Here is a 23,207-nt window from a genome sequence, read left to right as displayed (position 1 = left end):
TTGTTAGAACGTAGAGTAAGAAAAGTTTAAAGGGGTTTTTAACATGGTACTTTCTAGTTTTTGGTCAAACCCATTAGTAGATTCTGCTGGTTATTTTAGCGTTGTGGTTTTATGTTTAATTGTTTCCATGGTTTTGTTCGAAATCGTTACAAAATACAAAAACTGGGAAGAGATAAAAAAGGGGAATGTTGCAGTAGCAATGGCAACTGGGGGAAAAATTTTCGGTGTCTGTAATATATTCCGCTATTCTATTGAACAACATAATTCATTATTTGAAATGATAGGTTGGGGACTTTTTGGTTTCACATTACTAATTCTTGCGTATTGGTTATTTGAGTTTTTAACGCCAAGTTTTCATGTGGACAAAGAGATTGAAGAAGATAATCGTTCGGTAGGGTTTATTTCTCTTATAATTTCAGTAGGTTTGTCATTTGTCATTGGAGCAAGTATTTCTTAGGAGAGATAACAATGGAAAAATTATCGAAAGTATTAATTGCTGTAGGTATATGTTTTGTACTAGTTGGAATAGTATATATAGTAATGAATTAAATAATAGTATTGAGTGAATTAGTAAGATACAATTCTCAGACTGTAGACATCCTCGACAAAAATCGAAGTTGCCTACAGTCTTTTTCTTTCAAAATGTAAAGTAAGAAAGGTGAGTAGGAAAAAGAAACTCGTTTTCCGTGGACGTACCTAGCCTCCAAATGTTTTCGCTTGAGGGCACTGAAAATAATCGTAACAAAGACGTTCCTCTAAAGATTTAGCGCCTGGCAATCGCTTTCCGCGGGCGAGCGACGAGCCTCCTAGGCCAACACGATGTTGGTCGTGAAGGCGTCGCCTCAGGGCGAGGCGCCCTTAGCCTTCCTTCGTATTTTTCGTTTCGTGCGGGGTCTCGTTAGTCCGTTCTTCCTCACGAGTCTAGCATCTTTTTCTTCTATGTCTTTATCAAGTAGTGTACTGCAATGGTACCAAAACAATTACAGAATAAGGCTCTCGAATAAATTGAATTGTCATTCATTTTTATTTATAATAAATAATAGGAATATTCATACAATTATATTATAGAGGGGGTTTTAAAAATGACAGAAAAACAGTGGCTTTCCAATTATCCACCAGAGATACCACATACGCTCAACTATGAACATATACCCGTTCAAGAATACTTAACTAGGGCGTATAATAAGTTTCCTTCCAAAATTGCGATACATTTCATGGGTAAAGATCTAACTTACGAAGAACTGTATGAATCATCGTTGAAATTTGCAAATTACTTACGAACGCTAGGAGTGCAAAAAGGTGACCGGGTAGCAATTATGTTGCCGAATTGTCCACAAGGAGTGATAGGTTACTACGGGGCGTTATACGCTGGAGCAATTGTGGTTCAAACAAATCCATTGTATACTGAAAGAGAAATTTCTTATCAAATGAAAGATTCTGGTGCGAAAGTAATTTTAGCATTAGATATCCTTTTTCCAAGAATCTCAAAAATTTTAAAAGAGACAGAATTAGAGAACATTATTATCACTGGGATAAAAGATTATTTACCTTTTCCAAAAAACAAGATATATCCTTTCATACAGAAGAAGCAATATGGATTTAGTGTGAAAGTAGAACATAGAGGAATGAATCATTTATTTCCTGAAATAATGAAAGTTGCAAAAGCGGATTCTATTAATCTAACATTTGATTTTGAAGATGATATTGCACTTCTTCAGTACACAGGTGGGACAACAGGATTTCCAAAAGGTGTAATGTTAACACATAAAAATCTAATCTCTAATGCATCCATGTGTAATGCATGGCTATACAAATGTAAAGAAGGGGAAGAGAGTATATTAGGTATACTACCATTCTTTCATGTATATGGGATGACTACTGTATTAATCCTATCTGTAATGTTAGGAAATAGAATGATATTATTACCTAAGTTTGATGTAGAAACTGCCCTTAAAACGATTGATAAACAAAAACCCACTTTGTTTCCAGGTGCTCCAACTATTTATATTGCAATCTTGAACCATCCAGATGTTCAAAAGTACGATTTATCTTCAATAGTTGCTTGTCTAAGTGGTTCAGCTGCATTACCATTAGAAGTGCAAGAAAAGTTTGAGAAAGTAACTGGTGGTAAATTAGTAGAGGGTTATGGACTAACAGAGACCTCGCCCGTTACTCATTCAAATTTAATTTATAGTAATGAAAGAGTCAAAGGTTCTGTAGGAATACCATGGCCAGATACCGACTCTGCTATTTTTGGAATTGATTCTTCCGTGCCATTACCTCCTGGAGAAATAGGAGAGATTGCAGTAAAAGGACCACAAGTAATGAAAGGCTACTGGAATAGGCCTGAAGATACTGAAATGACTATGCGCGACGGATGGTTGCTAACAGGCGATTTGGGGTATATGGATGAAAACGGTTTCTTCTTTGTGGTTGATCGTAAAAAAGATATGATTATTGCTGGAGGATATAATATTTATCCTAGAGATGTAGAAGAAGTTCTATATGAACATCCAGCCGTTCAAGAATGTGTAGTTGCAGGAGTTCCAGATCCATATCGTGGTGAAACTGTGAAAGCTTATGTTGTCATCAAAGAAGGGGCAAATATTACAGAAGAAGAATTAAACATATTTTGCCGAGAAAATCTAGCTGCCTTTAAGGTTCCTCGAATCTATGAATTTAGAACAGAACTACCAAAAACAGCGGTAGGAAAAATTTTAAGAAGAACTTTAATAGAAGAAGAAAAAGTAAAGTTAAAACAAATAGTTAACAGTTAAATGATGATTGACATAATAAAAAATTAAATATAATATAAAAATATGAATGAATAATCATTCATATTTTTATTTTGGTGGTGTATTCATTGAAGAAAGATAAACCTAAATATAAGCAAATTATCGACGCTGCAATCATTGTTATAGCAGAAAATGGTTACCATCAATCACAAGTTTCTAAAATAGCAAAGCAAGCTGGCGTAGCTGATGGAACAATCTATTTGTATTTTAAAAACAAAGAAGATATATTAATCTCCGTTTTTGAGGAAAAAATGGAGATGTTTGCTGAAAATTTAAATGAAATTGTCAAAGAAGATATTAGCGCATCTATGAAGTTGTTCAAAATGATTGAGAACCATTTTAGTGTTCTTGCTAGCAATCATCATCTAGCTACTGTTACTCAATTAGAGCTACGACAATCGAATTTAGTATTAAGACAAAAGATTAATTCAATATTAAAGACTTACTTGATTTGGTTAGATGCTATATTAAAAGAGGGGATTGAAAATGGAGAATTTGATCAATCCATCGATATTCGCTTAGCAAGACAGATGGTTTTTGGTACAATTGATGAGACGACTACAAGCTGGGTTATGAATGAGCATAAATATGACTTAGTAGACCTTGCAGGAAAAGTACATCGTCTATTGTTAAAAGGTATCAAAGCTTAGCAAAGGGGAAGTGAACAAATGGAGTTTTTATCATGGACTATTGAGGATGGAGTAGCAACTGCTACAATTAATCGTCCGCCAGCAAATGCATTGGCACGAGGGGTTATTTTAGAAATAAATGATATGCTAAATGCTGTTGAAAAAGATGAATCCGTACGAGTTATTTTATTGAAAGGTGAAGGAAGATTCTTTTCTGCGGGAGCAGATATTAAAGAATTTACTTCTATTTCTACTGGGGCAGAATTCTCCGAGCTATCTGCTAGTGGGCAATCTATTTTCGAAAGATTGGAAACGTTTTCAAAACCGGTGATAGCTGCGATTCATGGAGCAGCACTAGGGGGCGGACTTGAATTAGCGATGAGCTGTCATATCCGACTTGTTGCTGAAAATGCTAAACTTGGTCTTCCGGAATTACAATTAGGATTAATACCTGGTTTTGCTGGAACCCAGCGTTTGCCTCGTTACGTTGGTTTAGCTAAAGCAGCTGAAATGCTTTTAACAAGTGATCCTATAAGCGGGATAGATGCTGCCGCATTCGGTCTAGCTAATCATGCATATCCAGAAGAAGAGTTGTTTGAACGTGCGCAGGAACTAGCAAAAAAAATTGCGAAGAAGAGCCCGGTTGCTGTTAAGGCAGCACTTGAGATGCTTCAGTTCGTTAAACCTGCCTCGTATCATGACGGAGTTAAAGCAGAAGCGAATGCTTTTGGAACGGTTTTCGTTTCGGAAGACGCTAAAGAAGGAATATCAGCATTTTTAGAGAAAAGAGATCCCGTTTTTAAAGGGAAATAATAATATAATGCATTGGGAGGAATTCTAGATGAATATTTTTGTATTAGTAAAACGTACATTCGATACAGAGGAAAAAATAGTAGTAAGTGGCGGTAAAATCCAAGAAGACGGAGCAGAATTTATCATTAACCCTTATGATGAGTATGCGATTGAAGAAGCAATTCAAGTCCGAGATGCTCATGGTGGAGAAGTAACCGTTTTAACAATGGGCGGTGAAGACGCGGAAAAACAATTACGTACAGCATTAGCAATGGGTGCTGATAAAGCTGTTCTTATTAATACAGAAGATGATTTAGAAGAAGTAGATCAATTTACTGCTGCTCAAATCATTTCTGAATATTTAAAGGATAAAGATGCAGATTTAATTTTAGCTGGTAACGTTGCGATTGATGGTGGTTCAGGTCAAGTTGGACCACGTGTAGCAGAATTATTAGGTATTAATTATGTAACAACAATTACAAGCCTTGAAATCAATGGAACTAATGTGACGATTAAACGTGATGTAGAAGGGGATACAGAAATTCTAGAAACATCATTACCATTGTTAGTTACTGCTCAACAAGGTTTAAACGAGCCACGCTATCCTTCTTTACCTGGAATTATGAAAGCTAAGAAAAAACCTCTAGAAGAAGTAGAACTAGATGACTTAGATATTGATGAAGATGATGTAGAAGCAAAAACAGAAACAATTGAGATTTATTTACCTCCTAAAAAAGAAGCAGGTAAAGTATTAGAAGGAGATTTAGCTGACCAAGTAAAAGAATTAGTTCATTTACTTCATTCAGAAGCAAAAGTGATTTAAATTTTCTAGTGCAGAAGCCCCCAGATCAAAAATGGAGGGATGAATGCCGGGTCGCTATGGCGTAATTGATTCTAATTAAAGTTACATTCAAAATGGGAGGAAATTAACATGTCTAAAAAAGTATTAGTATTAGGAGAAGCACGTGAAGGTGCTCTACGTAATGTTTCATACGAAGCAATTGCTGCTGCAAAACAAATATCTAGTGGCGGTGAAGTAGTTAGTGTTCTTTTAGGAGATTCAGTGAAGGATTTAGCAGGCGGATTAGGAAAATATGGTGCAGACCGAGTTATCACTGTAGAACATCCACATTTAAAACAATACACTTCTGATGGATACGGACAAGCGCTACTTGCTGTAATTGATCAAGAAAAACCAGAAGCAATTGTATTTGGACATACTGCACTTGGTAAAGATTTATCGCCAAAAGTTGCTAGTAAATTGCAAGTTGGTTTAGTATCCGATGTTACTTCCATTGAGGGTGAAGGCGATGCTGCTATATATATTCGCCCGATTTACTCAGGTAAGGCTTTTGAGAAAGTAAAAGTGAAAGATGGAATGGAATTTATTACAATCCGTCCAAATAATATTGCACCTCTTACAAAAGATGAAAGCAAATCAGCGGATGTTACTTCATTAACTGTTGATATAACAAACTTACGTACAATCATTAAAGAAGTAGTTCGTAAATCTTCTGAAGGTGTTGATTTATCAGAAGCAAAAGTAGTAATTGCAGGTGGACGTGGAGTGAAGAGTGAAGAAGGTTTCGAGCCTTTAAAAGAGCTTGCCAAAGTACTTGGTGGAGCAGTTGGGGCATCACGTGGGGCGTGTGACGCAGATTACTGTGATTATTCTTTACAAATCGGTCAAACTGGTAAAGTAGTAACGCCAGATCTTTATATTGCAGCTGGAATATCAGGTGCTATCCAACATTTGGCAGGAATGTCAAACTCGAAAATAATCGTAGCTATCAATAAAGATCCAGAAGCAAACATCTTTAAAGTAGCTGATTACGGTATTGTTGGAGACTTGTTTGAAGTAATTCCTATGCTTACTGAAGAATTTAAAAAACTTCAAGTAAATGCTTAATAAGATACTTGGCTCTATTAAAAAGAGCCAAGTTCTTTTCTTTCAAGCTAAAATGTAGAAGTAGTTATTTTAGTCTGATATAATCAAAACATAGTTAGACTAAGGAGGAATTTTAAAATGGCAATTGTTCACGGAACAGATCAAACATTTAATCAAGAAATAGAAGAAGGTTTAGTATTAGTAGATTTTTGGGCAACATGGTGTGGCCCATGTAAAATGATTGCTCCTGTATTAGAAGAAATGGATGCTGAAATGAGCGATAAAATAAAGATAGTAAAAGTAGATGTTGATGAAAACCAAGCAACTGCAAGTCAATTCGGTATTATGTCTATCCCAACTTTAGTATTATTTAAAGATGGTCAACCAGTAGACAAAGCAGTTGGTTTCCAACCTAAAGAAGCTTTAGTTCAATTTGTAGAGAAAAACGCATAATAATAAACCGGGTCCTAAATGGTGCCCGGTTTTTTTAACTTAATTCAGTCAAAGTCATCCACTTCTATAAGAGGTTAGATTAATATGAAGCATTTACACAATTCAGCAGGGGTGATTCCTTGGCTTAATAAAGTTAAAGCCTCCGACGGATGTCACAGATTTTGGAAGGAGTTCACCTAGCAAGCTAGGTGCAAAATCTGGACGCAAATAAACCAAGGCTAATTTGATAATAGGTGATATTATGAATGATTTAATTCAACAAAAATGTGCAATCCTACCGGATCAGCCGGGATGTTATTTAATGAAAGACCGACAAGGAACAATAATTTATGTTGGGAAAGCGAAAATATTAAAAAATCGTGTACGATCATATTTTACTGGTTCTCACGATGGAAAAACACAAAGACTTGTCCAAGAAATAGTTGACTTCGAATATATTGTTACATCGTCAGAGTTAGAAGCATTGATACTTGAACTTCACCTTATAAAAAAACATGATCCGAAGTACAATATTATGCTAAAAGACGATAAAACGTATCCATACATTAAAATTACAGCCGAGAAAAATCCTAAACTTATTATTACTAGACAAGTAAAAAAAGATAAGGGTAAATATTTCGGGCCCTATCCTAATTCTCATGCAGCTCATGAAACGAAAAAACTACTTGATCGATTATATCCTTTACGAAAATGTCAAAAGTTGCCGAACAGAGTTTGTTTATATTATCATATGGGGCAATGCTTAGCTCCCTGTGTGAAACAAATCGAGGATTCCGTTTACACTGAAATAATTCAAGAAATTACTAGTTTTTTAAATGGCGGGCACTTACAAGTTAAAAAAGAGTTAACGGAAAAAATGCATGTAGCGGCTGAAAGCTTAGAATTTGAGCGTGCCAAAGAATATCGAGATCAGATCTCTCATATCGAACTGGTGATGGAAAAGCAAAAAATGACGATGAATGATTTTACAAGTCGCGATGTATTTGGATATTCAGTAGACAAAGGTTGGATGTGTGTCCAAGTTTTTTTCATTCGTCAAGGAAAGTTAATAGAACGAGATGTGTCTTTATTTCCGATCTATCGAGATCCGGAGGAAGAGTTTCTTACGTTTTTAGGGCAGTTTTATGCAAAAGTGGAACATATTAAGCCGAAAGAAATTTTCGTGCCAAGTAATACAGATTTGCATTTGGCAACGGAACTTTTAGAGATGAAAGTAATTATTCCTCAAAAAGGGACAAAAAAGAATTTGGTCGACCTTGCCGAAAAAAATGCAATATTAGCCCTAAAGGAAAAGTTTCATCTTATCGAGCGACAAGAAGAAAGAACAATTGGAGCTGTTCAAGAATTAGGGGAACTTATGGGGATTGCTACACCAAATCGAATAGAATCGTTTGATAATTCCCATATTCACGGCACGGATGCAGTTTCGGCTATGGTAGTTTTCGTCGATGGAAAGGCTTATAAAAAAGACTACCGAAAATATAAAACGAAAACTGCTGCTAAACATGATGATTATGGTGCAATGCGTGAGGTAGTTCGGAGAAGATATACCCGTGTTTTAAAGGAAAACTTACCACTGCCAGATTTAATAATAATTGATGGTGGAAAAGGACAGATAGAAGCTGCCAGAGAAATTGTCGAAGATGAACTTGGGTTAGAAATACCTATTGCTGGGCTTGCAAAAGATGGTAAGCATCAAACTTCTCAGCTATTATTTGGTGATCCGATGGATATTATCCCTATGAAACGTACAAGTGAAGCGTTTTATTTATTACAACGAATTCAAGATGAAGTGCATCGTTTTGCGATCACCTTTCATCGTCAACAACGAGGGAAACATACTATTGCATCTTCCTTAGATGGTATTGAAGGTATAGGACCAAAGCGAAAGACGTTATTATTAAAACATTTCGGTTCGTTGAAAAAAATGCAAGTAGCTACTAAAGAGGAATTTATAGACGCTGGACTTCCAGAGAAGTTAGCAGACATAATGGTTAATCATTTTCAGAAAAGTTCATTGTCTTCTGAATAATGTTGTGGTATGGTTGAAACAATTTAATATTCACTTAACAAGTGAAGATAGAGGTGCGAACTGATAAGAGTACTTAACGGGAGGATGAAAAGATCCTGTAATCGTTGAGGAAAGGATCATTCGCCGAAACATAGAAAAGCTTTTCCTTTTCTTATGTTGGTTCTGCATTTAATAAATGTAGAATTGTCAGAATGAAGTATTCTGGAGGGCTATCTCACATGGACAATTTTTTGACCGTGTATGAGACAATGCTTTTCACAATATGTGAAAAGCATTTTTTTATCTTTAGCTTATCATTGAAATTAGGGAGAAGATGTTCATGAGCAAAATTGTAATGAAGTTTGGTGGAACGTCGGTTGCAACAACCGAAAAAATTGCAAATATTGCAGAGCGCATAAAACGTGAGAAAGAAAAAGGGCATGATATTGTAGTTGTTGTATCCGCTATGGGTAAGGTTACAGATGATTTAGTTGGTTTAGCTTATGAATTGTCTGAATCACCAAATAAAAGGGAAATGGATATGCTACTATCCACAGGAGAGCAAGTAACCATGTCTTTGCTTTCAATAAAATTAAATTCAATAGGTATAGATTCTATTTCTTTAACCGGTTGGCAGGCAGGTTTACAGACAGATGAAGTACATAGGAATGCAAAAGTAGTTAAGTTAGAGGCATCTAAAATTTTGAACCTGCTTTCTGATAATAAAGTGGTGGTCGTTGCAGGCTTTCAAGGTGTGTCCGAATATGGAGAAGTTACTACTCTAGGTAGAGGCGGCTCTGATACAACTGCTGTAGCTATTGCTGCTTCTATTGAAGCAGACATTTGTGATATATATACAGACGTAGATGGTGTATTTACTTCTGACCCTAGGTTTGTTTCAAATGCTAGAAAGTTAACGCAATTAGAGTACGATGAAATGCTTGAATTAGCTAATTTAGGGGCAGGTGTTTTACATCCGAGAGCAGTAGAGTTTGCTAAAAATTATAAAATCCCTTTACGAGTACGCTCAAGCTATAACGAAGAAGAGGGAACCATTTTAAAGGAGGAAGTAGATGTGGAAAATAACTTAGTTGTTCGTGGGGTAGCGTTTGAATCTGATATTGTACGTTTAACAATAGAATATGATGTTCCATTTAATGGTTCATTGGCATCTATATTTACTACCCTTGCAGCAAATCATATAAATGTGGATATTATTGTTCAATCAATTGTTGATCACGTAAAGCCTGCTGTTTCTTTCTCAATAAAAAAAGAATCGTTAGCGGAAGCAATAACCGTTTTGGAATCCAATAAACAAGTGCTAGGATTCACTTTTGCAGATTTTGAAGTTGGGCTTGCAAAAGTGTCCATTGTTGGTTCGGGAATGGTTTCTAATCCTGGTGTTGCAGCACAGATGTTTGATCGCCTTAGAAAAGAGAATATTCCAGTGAAAATGGTAAGCACATCGGAAATAAAAGTCTCTGTTGTCGTACCTCAAAACGAAATGATACAAGCTGCAAATGCTTTGCATGATGAGTTCGGGTTAGCTATTGTTTAATTAGAAAAGCGCAGGTACACTTTAAGTGCAACTGGTCGAGTGATTTGAACTAGACATAAGTTACACTTTTAACGAAGACTATTAAAGAGGATCTGGAAGCGACTACTTCGCTTCCAGATCCTTTTTTTGAAAGAAGTAAATGCAGTATTGCCCAGCGAAACCTGTGTTCATAGTACTTTAAAGAATTAAATAATACAGCGGATTTCCGTTTCAGGTGGACGCTTTCTGCGGGGTGAGCGATGAACCATCACCGCCGCTTGCGCGTTCGTTGTGATGTTTCATCTGTCTCACTCATCCCGCCAGAGTCGCCACCTTACACTACAATCCATAAAGTGGGTATTACATAACAAGTAGTTCTCAAACTAATGATCATAGGATTTAAATGTCATATAGACTTAGAGAAAAATAGGAAGTATCGTTTATTATAGTAGTGAAGCCGCGGACGAAATTGTATCTTCGTCCGCTTTTAAACGAGTATGAAAGTATTTTTTCTCTAATTACCCAAACCAAACGCATCATGTCTTCACAAATTCCAAGAGGGGGACGGACAAACATTCGCCACAAGATGACCGAAAAAATGGATCATGAAGTGACGCAGTCACTTCACGATCCATTACTCTTACGTTAATAGTGTAGCTAATATTTTGTCCAATGCAATCTGGAAACAGTAAAGATAAGATGCATTTAAAGGAAGCTAGCCTTTTTCTTAATAATTTTCTAGCAAATATCTGTCAATTTTAGATAGTTGCTTTCAAATCCCATTTGATATGGAATGTAACAACTCCATTTTTCTTTACTTGTTCGTCAAAGCACTCTGCCATATATCCACCAATTTTTTGTTGTTGTTCAGCTAAAAAACCAGCTTCCAATCGATGACTTCTACTAATCCCACTTTGTGGCATATTATACGTCTCTAAAGTATAGTAAGCGGAATCCTTTGCTGTTTTTTCCAATTGCAAAGTACCCCAACCAGCTTCGTGAAAGAATGTCATTGCTTCCTCCATAGTATATAGTGGAAACTTTCGGGCAAGATCCTTACCAGCCCAGTATAAAATATCTTTTTCATGTTTTCCGAGAATAGAAGCAAGAACGTGATCTCGTATTAATTCATATCCAAAGGAAGTTACATGTGAATGTTCCTTTTCATTCAAGTAGCAACCCTTCTTTCTAAAAGGAAATTTCTTTTGTTCTTGTTTATTTTATCAGAAAAAATTTCAGTTGGTAAAGGAATTGTTTGTGAAAAATTAAACGAATCATTATTAAAAAATGAAGCCTTTAAGATTTATAGAAAAAAATAAAGATGCCTTGACGCTCTAAAATGATGAGAGTACAATGGATATGTCATAAATACGTAACATGATGATGTGAAAAAGTAATGTACACAATTGCTTTTTTACAAAAGTATTCAAGAAAGCCAAACGGAAAATTGAGGGGGGCAACTGTTTTGTCGAAAAATCGCGAATTTTACTGGCGTCGATTACATTCACTTTTAGGAATAATTCCTGTTGGTTTGTTTTTGACGGTACATTTAGTAGTAAACCATTTTGCTACAAGAGGAGCAGATGCATTTAATAACGCATCGAATTTTATGGAAAGTTTGCCGTTTTTGCTTATAATGGAAATCTTCATAATTTATTTACCATTATTGTTCCACGCATTTTACGGAATTTACATTGCATTTACAGCGAAAAATAATCCGAAAAATTTTGGTACTCTTCGTAATTATTTATTCATTTTACAACGTTTTACTGGAATTTTTCTTGTTGTATTTATTGCCTGGCATGTTTTTGAAACGAAGATTCAAACGGCAATGGCAGGGGAAGAAATTAATTATGATATGATGGCAAATATTGTATCAAATCCGTGGATGTTAGGCTTCTATATCGTAGGGATAGTAGCTGCTACTTTCCATTTAGCTAATGGTATTTGGTCATTCTTAGTTAGCTGGGGTATCACGCATTCACCTAAATCGCAACAAGTTGTAACATATGTAACATTAGTAATCTTCTTAGCGTTATCTGTAGTTGGTGTACAAGCTCTATTGGCGTTTAGATAAGATCCTTCTACAAGTTCAACTACTATTAAATGAGGAGTGAGATTAGCATGGCAAAAAGTAAACTAATTGTTGTCGGCGGTGGATTAGCTGGATTAATGGCAACAATGAAAGCAGCCGAAGATGGCACGCACGTAGACCTATTTTCAATAGTTCCTGTAAAACGCTCACACTCTGTTTGTGCTCAAGGCGGTATTAACGGAGCTGTAAATACAAAAGGTGAGGGTGATTCACCAGCAGTTCATTTAGATGATACTGTTTATGGTGGAGACTTCTTAGCAAACCAACGTCCTGTTAAGGCAATGGCGGATGCGGCACCTGGAATTATAAAATTATTTGATCGTATGGGTGTTATGTTTAACCGTACACCTGAAGGGTTATTAGATTTCCGTCGTTTCGGTGGTACTTTAATGCACCGTACGGCTTTTGCTGGTGCGACTACTGGTCAACAATTACTTTACGCTTTAGACGAGCAAGTTCGTCGTTATGAAGTGGATGGACTTGTGACGAAATTTGAAGGATGGGAATTCCTTGGAATAATTAAAGATGAAAAAGGTGTTTGTCGCGGTATCAAAGCACAAAACCTTCAAACAATGGAAATCCGTGCATTCCGTGGCGACGCTGTAATTATGGCTACAGGTGGTCCTGGTATTATTTTCGGCAAAACTACAAACTCTATCATTAATACAGGATCGGCAGCATCTATTGTTTATCAACAAGGTGCATATTATTCAAATGGTGAATTTATTCAAATTCACCCAACTGCAATTCCTGGTGATGATAAATTACGTCTAATGTCTGAATCTGCTCGTGGTGAGGGTGGACGTATTTGGACATATAAAGACGGAAAACCTTGGTACTTCTTGGAAGAAAAATACCCTGCATACGGGAACTTAGTACCACGTGATATCGCAACACGTGAAATCTTTGATGTATGTGTAAACCAAAAATTAGGTATTAACGGAGAGAACATGGTTTATCTAGATCTTTCTCATAAAGATCCACATGAACTTGATGTTAAACTTGGTGGTATCATCGAAATTTATGAGAAATTCACTGGTGATGACCCTCATAAAGTACCGATGAAAATCTTCCCAGCAGTTCACTATTCAATGGGCGGACTATGGGTAGACGAAGATCAAATGACGAATATTCCAGGACTTTTTGCTGCAGGTGAATGTGATTATTCTCAACATGGAGCAAACCGTTTAGGAGCAAATTCTTTACTTTCTGCCGTATTTGGTGGTAGTGTAGCAGGTCCAAATGCAGTTAAATACATGAGTGAACTGGATACACATGCTGAAGATATGGATGCTTCTATTTTTGAAGCGGAAGTTAAACTTGAGCAAGAGAAATGGGATCAAACGTTAGCGATGAAAGGTACTGAAAATGCTTACTTACTTCATAAAGAACTAGGTGAGTGGATGACAGATAATGTAACGGTTGTTCGTTATAATGACAAACTTGAAGCTACCGACAAAAAAATCCAAGAGTTACTTGAACGATTTGAAAATATTAATATGGATGATACACAACAATGGTCTAACCAAGGTGCATCATTCACTCGTCAATTAAAAAATATGCTTTATTTAGCACGTGTAATTACACTAGGTGCACTTAATCGTAATGAAAGCCGTGGAGCGCATTACAAACCGGAATTCCCAAAACGTAATGATGAAGAATTCTTGAAAACAACTATGGCTAAATTCGATCCAACAACTGGAGCACCTATCTTCCATTATGAAGAAGTAGATATCTCTCTAGTTGCGCCTCGTACTCGTGATTATTCTTCGAAAGGGGAGCATTAATAATGGTTACAGCAACTGAGACAAAAAAAGTAGCATTTGAAATTTTACGTCAAGATACACCTGAATCTACACCATATTGGGAAAAGTTCGAAGTGAACTATCGTCCTAATATGAACGTTATTTCTGCTTTAATGGAAATTCGTCAAAATCCTGTTAATGCAGATGGAAAAGCTACAACTCCTGTAACTTGGGACATGAACTGTTTAGAGGAAGTTTGCGGAGCTTGTTCAATGGTCATTAATGATAAACCGAGACAATCTTGTTCTGCACTTGTAGATAAATTGACTCAACCAATTCGTTTAGCACCGATGAAAACATTTCCAGTAGTTCGCGATCTTCAAGTTGATAGAACTCGTATGTTTGACTCATTGAAAAAGGTAAAAGCTTGGGTTCCAATCGATGGAACTTATGATCTTGGAGAAGGTCCTCGCATGCCTGAACGTAAACGTCAATGGGCATATGAGTTGTCAAAATGTATGACTTGTGGAGTATGTTTGGAAGCTTGTCCTAACGTTAATAGTGGTTCTTCATTTATTGGTCCAGCACCACTTTCACAAGTTCGTTTATTTAATGCACATCCGACTGGCGCTATGAATAAAGACGAACGTTTAAACGCTATTATGGGTGATGGAGGCCTTGCAAACTGTGGTAACGCACAAAACTGTGTTGTTGCATGTCCTAAAGGTATTCCGTTAACTACTTCCATTGCAGCTTTAAACCGTGATACAACTGTTCAAATGTTCAAAAACTTCTTCGGAAGCGATCACATGGTAGACTAATTAAATAATAGAAAATCTGTGTAGAATATATTTCTATGCAGATTTTTTGTTTAAAGATAAGAAAGTATATGGATTAGCGTCCTGCGAAACCAGTGTGCATTGTCCTTTGAAGAATTAAATAATACCGGGATTTCCGTTTTAGGTGGACGCTTTCCTCGGGGTGAGCGATGAGCCCTCACCGCCGCTACGCGTTCGTTGCGAAGGCTCATCTGTCTCACTCTTCCCGCTGGAGTCGCCACCTGTCACTACAATCCATTGTGTGAGTAGTAACTAATAGAGGATTTAGCTCAGCTATCGCTAAGCGGGTAGAAATGTTTAAGTAAACGTAGTTACATGCCATTCTGTAATCGTTGTTGAATAAGAGATGCATTTCCTTATAAAATTTTGTGTATCCGGATAATATATCGTTCCCTAACTAATGTTGATAGTACTTTAAAGAATTAAATAATACCTCGGATTTTCGTTTCAGGTGGACGCGTTCCGCGGGGTGAGCGATGAGCCCTCACCGCCGCTATGCGTTCGGTGTGATGGCTCATCTGTCTCACAGAGGAACAAAGGCTAAGAGCGCCACAACGTGTGGCAACGCCTTCGTGACCAACATCCTGTTGGCCTCCGGCTGGAGTCGCCACCTGTCACTACAATCCATTAAGTGAGTAGTACCTAACGAGAAGATTTAGTCCAGCTATCGCTAAGGGGATAAGAGTAGTGATCATTCCATTCTGTAGTTCCCTAACATAGGATTTAAATGTCATCTATCTTATTTAGTCAATTATAAATTGTCCGCCCTAGCGGAAAGCAACGACATTCATATGCCATTCTTCTTGAAAGGACCGGGCGTCTTTTTGCCCGGTTTTTCTCATTTTGATACAATAAGTGAATAGTCATCATTTATTGGGAGGTTGTTAGCTTGAAATCGAGTTACATAGAAGATATTAAGAGTTGGGAAAAGGAATTTACTTTTTATTCAGAGGTATCTGTACGTTTTTCAGAAACGGATATGTACGGTCATTTAAATAATACAGTAACTTTTGCATATTTTGAGTATGCACGTATAGAATATTTAAAACATATACAATTAATGAATGATTGGTTGAACCCAAACGGTGAAAAAATTCCAGTTGTAGCTGATTTACAATGTGATTACATGAAGCAGGTCTTTTTTGATGAAAAACTTCGGATCTTTGTAAAAGCCAATTCAGTTGGTTCGTCTTCCGTTGATCTCCACTACATGGCAAAAAATGAAAAAGATGAAATTACTTTTACTGGTAGAGGAACAATTGTTCAAATTGATAAAAAGACTGGAAAGGGTTCAAAATGGTCTGATGAAGAAATAAAAAAATTTAAAAAGTAAGCATAACTAGCCGTCACCTACTCTCCCTATACTACATACGTTAGTAGAAGAGTGGATAGGGGGCTATGGCATTGTATGATAGTAATCAGCATCGATCAATATTGACGAACAGGGAACGTCAAATTTTTCAGTTATTAGTAGAAGATCATTCTACGAAAGAAATATCTATTCAGTTATCTATTAGTGAAAAAACAGTGAGAAATCATATTTCTAATACGATACAGAAATTAGGAGTATCGGGTAGGTCGCAAGCAATTGTTGAATTATTACGTTTAGGTGAATTATCATTAAACTAACCTTATCCAGAAACTCGAAGCAATGTTTGTTGAATAAGGTAGGTCATTCGGTCGGTAGCCGCAGATTTTGTTAGTAATGATTTATGTAGTATGCTACATTATCTGAGCGGCTAAAGACGTATTTTATTTAGAATCCTTGCCATTTTCCTCAGAACACGTCACAATAATAACTAGTATGTATTGTTTTGAGGAGTGAAGGATCAGATGGCAGAAGAAATAAAGAATGTAAATCATAATCATGAAGAGGTTGCATTTTTAGAAAAAGAACTTAGACATATATCCGGTATTATTAAGCAAAAAGGGCGTCAAATGTTACATGCCTATACAATTACTCCCCCACAGTTTGTGGCATTACAATGGCTTTTTGAACACGGAGACATGACAATTGGTGATTTATCAAATAAAATGTATTTAGCTTTTAGTACAACGACAGATTTAATTGATCGTATGGAAAAGAGCGCACTTGTTCAAAGGGTTAGAGATGAACAAGATCGTCGAGTAGTGCGTATACACTTGTTAAAAGAAGGCGAACGTATTATTGAAGAAGTAATTGCTAAAAGACAACAGTATTTAGAAGACATACTAGATCAATTTAATTCAGACGAAGTAGCAAATCTATCTACATTATTAGGAAAACTACACCAAGAGATGAAAAAGAACTGAGGAATTCAAGTGAAAGCCCCGATTGGCGTTATAGACTCTGGAGTTGGCGGTTTAACTGTCGCAAAAGAAATTATGCGACTTTTGCCGAATGAAGAAATTATTTATATAGGTGATACTGCAAGATGTCCATATGGACCACGTTCTGAGGGAGAAGTACGAAAATTTACTTGGCAGCTGGCAATTGCTTTATCTAAGATGAATATAAAAATGCTTGTCATAGCTTGTAATACAGCTACTGCAGTAGCACTTAATTCATTGAGTAAAAAAATGCCTTTTCCAGTAATTGGCGTTATTTTTCCGGGAGCACGTGCAGCTATGAAAGCTACAAAAAAAAATGAAATCGTAGTGTTAGGTACAAGCGGTACAATAAAAAGTGGAGCTTATGAAATGGCGATAGCGTCCTTAAATTCGTCGAGCAGAGTTATTCCACTTGCGTGTCCTACTTTTGTGCCTCTTGTCGAGAGTAATGAGTATGAAGGTGAGTTTGCTCGTAATATGGTTTTTAACACGTTATTACCATTAAAAAACGAACAATTTGACACCGTTATTCTTGGTTGTACACACTATCCTTTATTACAAAAATATATTGAGGAATCAGTTGGTCCCCATGTGATAGTGCTTTCTTCTGCAGAGGAAACAGCCCAAGAAGTATTGGAATACTTAAATTTCCATCACATGCATAATCCGATTGTTGGCTATAAAAAACCAATATTTTATACAACTGGATCTATTCCTATTTTTAAAACAATTGTAGAAAAGTGGTTGGAATTAACGAATGCAGATGTAAGAACCATATCATTCACATGACCCTGTTAGCTTGAGAAGCCTCGAATAACGGGGTTTTCTTTTGCTTATGTGTCAGTTTGAAAAAGGAGATATTTATAACAATGAGAACAGATGGTAGAGAAGTAAATCAATTAAGAGAGATTCAAATTGAAACCGATTATTTAATTCATCCAGAAGGCTCCGTTTTAATAACGGTAGGTAGAACAAAAGTTATTTGTAATGCAACGATAGAGGATCGGGTACCACCTTTTTTAAGAGGACAAGGTAAAGGATGGATTACCGCGGAATATTCCATGCTTCCACGAGCTACAGAATCCCGTACACAACGAGAAGCCTCAAAAGGGAAAGTAACAGGTCGAACAATGGAAATTCAGCGTCTGATAGGACGAGCATTGCGTTCTGTTGTAGATTTGGAAAGCATTGGAGAGAAAACCATTTGGATTGACTGCGATGTAATTCAAGCGGATGGCGGGACAAGAACTGCAAGTATTACAGGAGCTTTTGTCGCCCTTACTATCGCACTTGGAAAACTATACTACGAAAAGGGTTTACCAGTATTTCCAGTTCGTGAATATTTAGCTGCAACAAGCGTTGGGATCGTAGAGAATATTGGAGTAGTATTAGATTTAAATTATGAAGAGGATTCTACAGCATCCGTTGATATGAACATTGTTCAAACGAGCAGTGGAGAATATGTAGAGCTTCAAGGTACAGGTGAGGAATCAACTTTCTCGAAAAATCAATTATTGGAGTTACTTGAATACGGGGAAGTTGGTATTCAGCAATTAATGGAATTGCAGCGTGTTGCACTTGGTGATTTAGCGGCTAAAATTGGTGATAAAGGGCAGGGAACAGAATGAAAAATATAATTATTGCTACTAAGAACAAAGGGAAAGCAAAGGACTTTGAAGCACTATTCGGACCTCTCGGATATGAAGTACTAACATTGCATGATGTGGCAGACGATATGGATGTCGAAGAAACAGGCACTACGTTTGAAGAGAATGCATTAATTAAAGCGACAGCCCTTTCTGAGCGCTTACAAACAATGGTGATAGCTGATGATAGTGGACTTGAAATTGACGCTTTAGACGGTCGACCAGGTATCTATTCTGCGAGATACGCAGGAGAAGAGAAAAGTGACGAGGCGAATATCGATAGAGTACTTGAAGAGCTTATTAACGTAGAAAAGTCGGAAAGAACTGCTAGATTCGTCTGTGCTATTGCAGTAGTATCTCCTAACCTTGAACCATTAACGGTAAGAGGTACATGTGAAGGCGTCATAGCGAAAGAAAGAAAAGGGACTAATGGATTCGGATATGACCCAATTTTTTATGTTCCTTCTGAAAATAGAATGATGGCAGAGCTTTCCTCGGATGAAAAAGGAGCGATTTCTCACCGTGGAAACGCGATTAAAAAATTGTCCGAAAATCTTGCAGAATTATTTTAAATCGAGTAGGTACTCCGATGAAATTACTAATAATGAGTGATACCCATAGCAATAGTAAAACGATGGAGCAGGTTATGCAGTATCACAAAGACGTGGATGCTGTTATTCATTGTGGTGATAGTGAGCTGGACTTTTCTTATTTTGAGGACAAGCAAATCCATGTAGTGAAAGGAAATTGTGATTTTGATACTTCCTTTCCTAATGAAGTTATTTTTCAAGTGGAAAACGAAACAATCTATGTTACTCACGGTCATTTATATCAAATAAAATCGACGCTTATGCCATTATTTTATCGTGCACAAGAAGTACAAGCGTCCATAGTATGCTTTGGTCATTCACACTTACTCGGTGCTGAAGTAAATAATGGCATTCTTTTTGTGAATCCAGGTAGCTTACATTTGCCACGGGGAAGAAAAGAAAAAAGCTATGCAATCGTTGAAAAGTTGGACAAAAAATGTGTTGTGTTATTTTTTTCCTCAGAACATCAATTACTAGAACAAGTTTATTTTGAATTTTAAGCTTAAAATGGGTTATTAATTTGTAAGTCAATCTAAAAATAGCTTATGTTTTCCGAAGCTTACCGCTCGCTTTCCGCGGGCGAAGAATCGAGCCTCCTAGGCAAACACGATGTTGGTCATGAAGGCGTCACCTCAGGACGAGGCGCCCTTAGCCTTCCTTCCTATCCTCGTCTCCTGCGGGGTCTCGATTACTCCGCTTTCCCGCAGGAGACGAGCGGACGCTTCTCCAAACAACTCAAGGTATCATCTGAAAAAGTGTAATTGGATCTACTAAAATTGAAAAAGAAGAATAGGAGCTTTAACCAATCCACTCTCTACTTTTTCATTATTCTAAAAGTCAGGATCAATGCATATTATTAAATTTATAGAAAAAATTCGAAATAGCGTTGACTTAAATTGTTTGTCATTATATAATAAATCTTGTCTTTCCTATCTGTGTGGTGGGGGAGTACTTGTCTCAGTAGCTCAGCTGGATAGAGCAACGCCCTTCTAAGGCGTCGGTCGGGAGTTCGAATCTCTCCTGGGACGTTACAGTAAGAAATGAGAATATATAAAAAGCCTTGTAAATGTTGTTTCATCAACGTTTATGAGGCTTTTTATTTTTTAAAGAAACCATATAAAACGAAAAGATACTACACAAACACTTCACACTACACTACCTGATTTTTCTTCCTCTTCTTTTCTTATCTCTTTTAAAACATAGGTATAATATTTCAGTTATCTCAATCGTAGAAGATAGCAGCGTAACTACAGATGATGGATTAAGCCAGTGTGTAACCGCAACACAAAATACGTCATAAACAATAAGAAATCCACTCATAATTTAAATGAGTGGAGATAAAGATTGACTAATAATTAGTATGAATTACAAGGTTAGTCATTCGGATTTATTATAGCTAACATTTGGTGATCTTCCCAAGACCCATTAATTTTAACGTTTTTCTTAGCTATTCCTTCTTTATGGAAACCAGCTTTTTCTAATACTCGAATGGAACCAATATTATTTGGCATCACTCCAGCTTCAATTCGATGTAAGTTAAGAATTTCGAAAGCATAATTAACAACCAAATTGGTAGCTTCAGTAGTATAACCTTTGCCATTGTGTTCTTGGTCTAAGGAATAGCCTAAAAGCGCACTTTCACGAGGTCCACGAAAAATTTGAAATAAGCCGATGGTACCTATAAGAACATCACCATTTATTTTAAAAATTCCGAATCGATATTCTATATCTTTTTTTGTATTTTGTTCCCATTTTTCGATTAATTCTTTTTGAGTTTCTAAAGTCCAGTAATTTTCTGGATGAGTAATGGAATAGTTTTCAAAAAAAGCTCGATTTCGCTTTTCTATACTTAGTAATTCGGCAGCATCTGAGAGGATAAGCGGACGTATATATACATTTGATATTTTGGACATCTAATCTTCCTTTCTGTATGTATGGAACCTAAAAAATTATATCATACAGGATAAAAGATTGAGTTATTAGTAAGTAGATTTTACACATAGGGGAATTGGTTATTAAGTCGTTTGCAGGTGTATTAATAAATTATGTGCATACAGAACGCCATTATCAGCATTTGTTAAATCACTCTTCAGATTAGTATTTGGACTGTGGGGAATATGTAAAAGAAATTAAGTAGTGAACAGTTCGAAACAAAATGTGCACCAAAGTAGTTATCTATAATAAAAAGAACTGTCCTTAAAAGGAACAGTTAATCTATAAAGATATTATTAGGTAGGTCCTATAATAACCAGACTTGAAGCTAAATAAAACTTGTTATACCTTTTTCAAGGTCTAACAAGTTTTATTTCACTATTCACATATTCCCTAAGAAAGTTGAACCATTTACAAAAAAGATGTACCGGATTATCTAAATTTCGATTTTTCTTATCAAACTAAAGAGGCAGGCCAGTTTAATATTCAGTAATGACTTTTTACGTGCGACAAAAGCTGTTTGAATCAATAAGTAAGCTTTATTTTCAAACAGCTCATATTTACCTTAATACATTGGAGGTAATGGAGTTCCCTGCGGTCTCCACCAAGATTCAACAATCTTCCAGGAATCATTATAGCTGTAACCTTTCCCCATTAAATATCCAATAGAAACTGCTTCTGTTAACGCGTGATCAAACCCCAGGTATTGAGCTTCTCGTAATCCGTGTCTAACAGCTGGACTTATGATAGCAAGAATTTGTTGTTGAGGATTAGGTGGTTGGTTGTCGATATTCATTTTAATACTCCTCTCTTTTGAGTAAAGTAATAGCAAGTAAAGGCTTCAAAATAATTTATGCAGATATGGGAAGAACGTAATAGGCAAGTCGATTAAAATGAGAATAAACATGACAAATCAGGAGCGTATCCAAAAAACAAAGAACGATAGTGAAGGACCGAATGAGATAACGGATTGTTCAGTAATATCTGCCCAGCTATGCAATCATCGCTAAAAAAAGATAGGTATTCACCTATAGCTCCCCAGAAGAGTATCTTATTGTTAATAATACTTTGAACAACTGGAGGGGATTGTGTGGGGTACTTTGTTACAGTAGAGCAAGGAGTCAATATATACGTAGAGGATGTCAACCCAGAGGGAAAGAAAACAATACTATTTATACATGGTTGGCCATTAAATCATAAGCAGTTTGAATATCAGTTTAATGTTCTTGCATCAATGGGATATAGATGTGTAGCAATTGACTGGAGGGGTTATGGTAAATCGGATAAACCAATCAGTGGCTACAATTTTGACAGATTGGCAGATGATATTCATGTAGTAATAAGAGCTTTGCAGTTAGAAGATTTCACACTCGCAGGACACTCCACTGGAGGCGCGATATCGATTCGATATATGGCTCGATATCAAGGTTATGGTGTGTCAAAACTAGTCCTAATAGACGCTGCGTCTCCTTCTAGTGTTGCAAAAGAATTCGCAAACATGTTTATTACAGAAACACTTAATGATCGTCCTAAAATGTTACGAGGAGTACCGGATATTTTCTTCTTTCAGTATATTACTGCCCCATTATCCGATTGGTTATTTCAGCTAGGATTACAAGCTGCAGGTTGGTCGACTGCTGCGATTATGATGACATTAAGAGATGAGAATGTGTACAATGACCTGGACAAAATATTAGTTCCTACACTAATTGTTCACGGCATACACGATAAAGTTGTTTCGTTTAGTAAAGCGCAAGAAACTAACAAGCTAATAAAAAATTCACAGCTTGTTCCATTTGAATACAGCGGTCACGCTCCTTTCTTGGAAGAAAAAGATAAGTTTAACCAGCTACTAATACAATTTACTGACTGAGAGTTCACTTCTGTTTAAGAAATTACTTGGTCTAACAGAGTTGAATTTTATTTTGATAAAAATCAAGACTAT

23 protein-coding genes, 1 tRNA gene and 1 riboswitch are annotated in these 23,207 nt (G+C 36.5%); of the genes, 21 read left to right on the top strand and 3 right to left on the bottom strand.

The window, feature by feature from the left end; translation table 11 throughout:
• Positions 1-43: 43 nt before the first annotated feature.
• The 9 genes from ACFVR1_RS15355 to ACFVR1_RS15315 all read left to right on the top strand — a co-directional run bounded on the left by ACFVR1_RS15355 (position 44) and on the right by ACFVR1_RS15315 (position 10,126).
• Positions 44-457: a DUF350 domain-containing protein gene (locus ACFVR1_RS15355; protein WP_387585252.1), complete on the top strand. Its 414-nt coding sequence runs from the start codon at positions 44-46 to the stop codon at positions 455-457.
• A 625-nt stretch (positions 458-1,082) separates the two neighbouring features.
• Positions 1,083-2,777 carry a long-chain-fatty-acid--CoA ligase gene (locus ACFVR1_RS15350; protein ID WP_387585250.1) on the top strand — a complete coding sequence of 565 codons (1,695 nt, stop codon included), beginning with the start codon at positions 1,083-1,085 and terminating at the stop codon, positions 2,775-2,777.
• Positions 2,778-2,863: 86 nt separating this feature from the next.
• Complete coding sequence (locus ACFVR1_RS15345) at positions 2,864-3,445, top strand: fatty acid metabolism transcriptional regulator FadR (RefSeq protein ID WP_387585249.1); 582 nt, start codon at positions 2,864-2,866, stop codon at positions 3,443-3,445.
• Between the two features lie 18 nt (positions 3,446-3,463).
• Positions 3,464-4,237 carry an enoyl-CoA hydratase gene (locus ACFVR1_RS15340; RefSeq protein ID WP_387585248.1) on the top strand — a complete coding sequence of 258 codons (774 nt, stop codon included), beginning with the start codon at positions 3,464-3,466 and terminating at the stop codon, positions 4,235-4,237.
• Positions 4,238-4,265: 28 nt separating this feature from the next.
• Positions 4,266-5,039, top strand: a complete 774-nt coding sequence (locus ACFVR1_RS15335) for an electron transfer flavoprotein subunit beta/FixA family protein (RefSeq protein ID WP_387585246.1) — start codon at positions 4,266-4,268, stop codon at positions 5,037-5,039.
• Between the two features lie 108 nt (positions 5,040-5,147).
• Positions 5,148-6,125: an electron transfer flavoprotein subunit alpha/FixB family protein gene (locus ACFVR1_RS15330; RefSeq protein WP_387585245.1), complete on the top strand. Its 978-nt coding sequence runs from the start codon at positions 5,148-5,150 to the stop codon at positions 6,123-6,125.
• 90 nt (positions 6,126-6,215) lie between these two features.
• Entirely contained in the window at positions 6,216-6,557 is a 342-nt protein-coding gene (gene trxA / locus ACFVR1_RS15325; protein ID WP_387585368.1) for a thioredoxin, read from the top strand.
• Between the two features lie 241 nt (positions 6,558-6,798).
• Positions 6,799-8,589, top strand: coding sequence for an excinuclease ABC subunit UvrC (gene uvrC, locus ACFVR1_RS15320; RefSeq protein ID WP_387585243.1), 1,791 nt, complete (start codon positions 6,799-6,801; stop codon positions 8,587-8,589).
• Between the two features lie 40 nt (positions 8,590-8,629).
• Positions 8,630-8,809, top strand: a riboswitch (Lysine riboswitch).
• 99 nt (positions 8,810-8,908) lie between these two features.
• On the top strand, positions 8,909-10,126 hold the full coding sequence (locus tag ACFVR1_RS15315; protein ID WP_387585241.1) for an aspartate kinase: 1,218 nt from the start codon (positions 8,909-8,911) through the stop codon (positions 10,124-10,126).
• A gap of 737 nt (positions 10,127-10,863) precedes the next feature.
• Here ACFVR1_RS15315 and ACFVR1_RS15310 read toward each other — a convergent pair.
• A complete protein-coding gene (locus tag ACFVR1_RS15310) occupies positions 10,864-11,277 on the bottom strand; it encodes a YslB family protein (RefSeq protein ID WP_387585239.1) in 414 nt (137 codons plus the stop codon).
• A gap of 293 nt (positions 11,278-11,570) precedes the next feature.
• Here ACFVR1_RS15310 and ACFVR1_RS15305 point away from each other — a divergent pair, with 293 nt between their 5' ends.
• From ACFVR1_RS15305 to ACFVR1_RS15255, 11 genes are all read left to right on the top strand, one after another.
• Positions 11,571-12,182, top strand: coding sequence for a succinate dehydrogenase cytochrome b558 subunit (locus ACFVR1_RS15305; RefSeq protein ID WP_387585237.1), 612 nt, complete (start codon positions 11,571-11,573; stop codon positions 12,180-12,182).
• Positions 12,183-12,229: 47 nt separating this feature from the next.
• Positions 12,230-13,987, top strand: a complete 1,758-nt coding sequence (gene sdhA, locus ACFVR1_RS15300) for a succinate dehydrogenase flavoprotein subunit (protein ID WP_387585235.1) — start codon at positions 12,230-12,232, stop codon at positions 13,985-13,987.
• 2 nt (positions 13,988-13,989) lie between these two features.
• Complete coding sequence (gene sdhB, locus ACFVR1_RS15295) at positions 13,990-14,766, top strand: succinate dehydrogenase iron-sulfur subunit (protein ID WP_387585234.1); 777 nt, start codon at positions 13,990-13,992, stop codon at positions 14,764-14,766.
• 907 nt (positions 14,767-15,673) lie between these two features.
• On the top strand, positions 15,674-16,117 hold the full coding sequence (locus tag ACFVR1_RS15290) for an acyl-CoA thioesterase (protein WP_387585232.1): 444 nt from the start codon (positions 15,674-15,676) through the stop codon (positions 16,115-16,117).
• 65 nt (positions 16,118-16,182) lie between these two features.
• A complete protein-coding gene (locus tag ACFVR1_RS15285) occupies positions 16,183-16,413 on the top strand; it encodes a helix-turn-helix domain-containing protein (RefSeq protein WP_151700519.1) in 231 nt (76 codons plus the stop codon).
• Between the two features lie 204 nt (positions 16,414-16,617).
• A complete protein-coding gene (locus tag ACFVR1_RS15280; RefSeq protein WP_387585231.1) occupies positions 16,618-17,076 on the top strand; it encodes a MarR family winged helix-turn-helix transcriptional regulator in 459 nt (152 codons plus the stop codon).
• Positions 17,077-17,085: 9 nt separating this feature from the next.
• Complete coding sequence (gene racE / locus ACFVR1_RS15275) at positions 17,086-17,883, top strand: glutamate racemase (protein ID WP_387585229.1); 798 nt, start codon at positions 17,086-17,088, stop codon at positions 17,881-17,883.
• An 80-nt stretch (positions 17,884-17,963) separates the two neighbouring features.
• Positions 17,964-18,722 (top strand): ribonuclease PH, encoded by a 759-nt coding sequence (rph, locus tag ACFVR1_RS15270; protein ID WP_387585228.1) that lies wholly within the window; start codon positions 17,964-17,966, stop codon positions 18,720-18,722.
• On the top strand, positions 18,719-19,312 hold the full coding sequence (locus ACFVR1_RS15265; RefSeq protein ID WP_387585226.1) for an XTP/dITP diphosphatase: 594 nt from the start codon (positions 18,719-18,721) through the stop codon (positions 19,310-19,312). Before rph ends, ACFVR1_RS15265 begins: the two co-directional genes overlap by 4 nt.
• A 17-nt stretch (positions 19,313-19,329) precedes the next feature.
• Positions 19,330-19,830 (top strand): metallophosphoesterase family protein, encoded by a 501-nt coding sequence (locus ACFVR1_RS15260; protein ID WP_387585225.1) that lies wholly within the window; start codon positions 19,330-19,332, stop codon positions 19,828-19,830.
• A 454-nt stretch (positions 19,831-20,284) separates the two neighbouring features.
• Positions 20,285-20,358: transfer RNA gene (locus tag ACFVR1_RS15255), tRNA-Arg, on the top strand.
• A gap of 345 nt (positions 20,359-20,703) precedes the next feature.
• On the opposite strand, the gene ACFVR1_RS15250 is transcribed toward ACFVR1_RS15255, so the two are convergent.
• Positions 20,704-21,243 (bottom strand): GNAT family N-acetyltransferase, encoded by a 540-nt coding sequence (locus tag ACFVR1_RS15250; protein WP_387585224.1) that lies wholly within the window; start codon positions 21,241-21,243, stop codon positions 20,704-20,706.
• A gap of 584 nt (positions 21,244-21,827) precedes the next feature.
• Positions 21,828-22,058, bottom strand: a complete 231-nt coding sequence (locus ACFVR1_RS15245) for a hypothetical protein (RefSeq protein ID WP_387585223.1) — start codon at positions 22,056-22,058, stop codon at positions 21,828-21,830.
• 294 nt (positions 22,059-22,352) lie between these two features.
• Here ACFVR1_RS15245 and ACFVR1_RS15240 point away from each other — a divergent pair, with 294 nt between their 5' ends.
• Positions 22,353-23,135, top strand: coding sequence for an alpha/beta fold hydrolase (locus ACFVR1_RS15240; protein ID WP_387585221.1), 783 nt, complete (start codon positions 22,353-22,355; stop codon positions 23,133-23,135).
• Positions 23,136-23,207 lie beyond the last annotated feature (72 nt).

Origin of the sequence: Psychrobacillus sp. NPDC058041 (assembly GCF_042885655.1) — a bacterium.
GTDB lineage: Bacteria > Bacillota > Bacilli > Bacillales_A > Planococcaceae > Psychrobacillus.
This window is presented reverse-complemented; position numbering and strand designations above follow the sequence as displayed.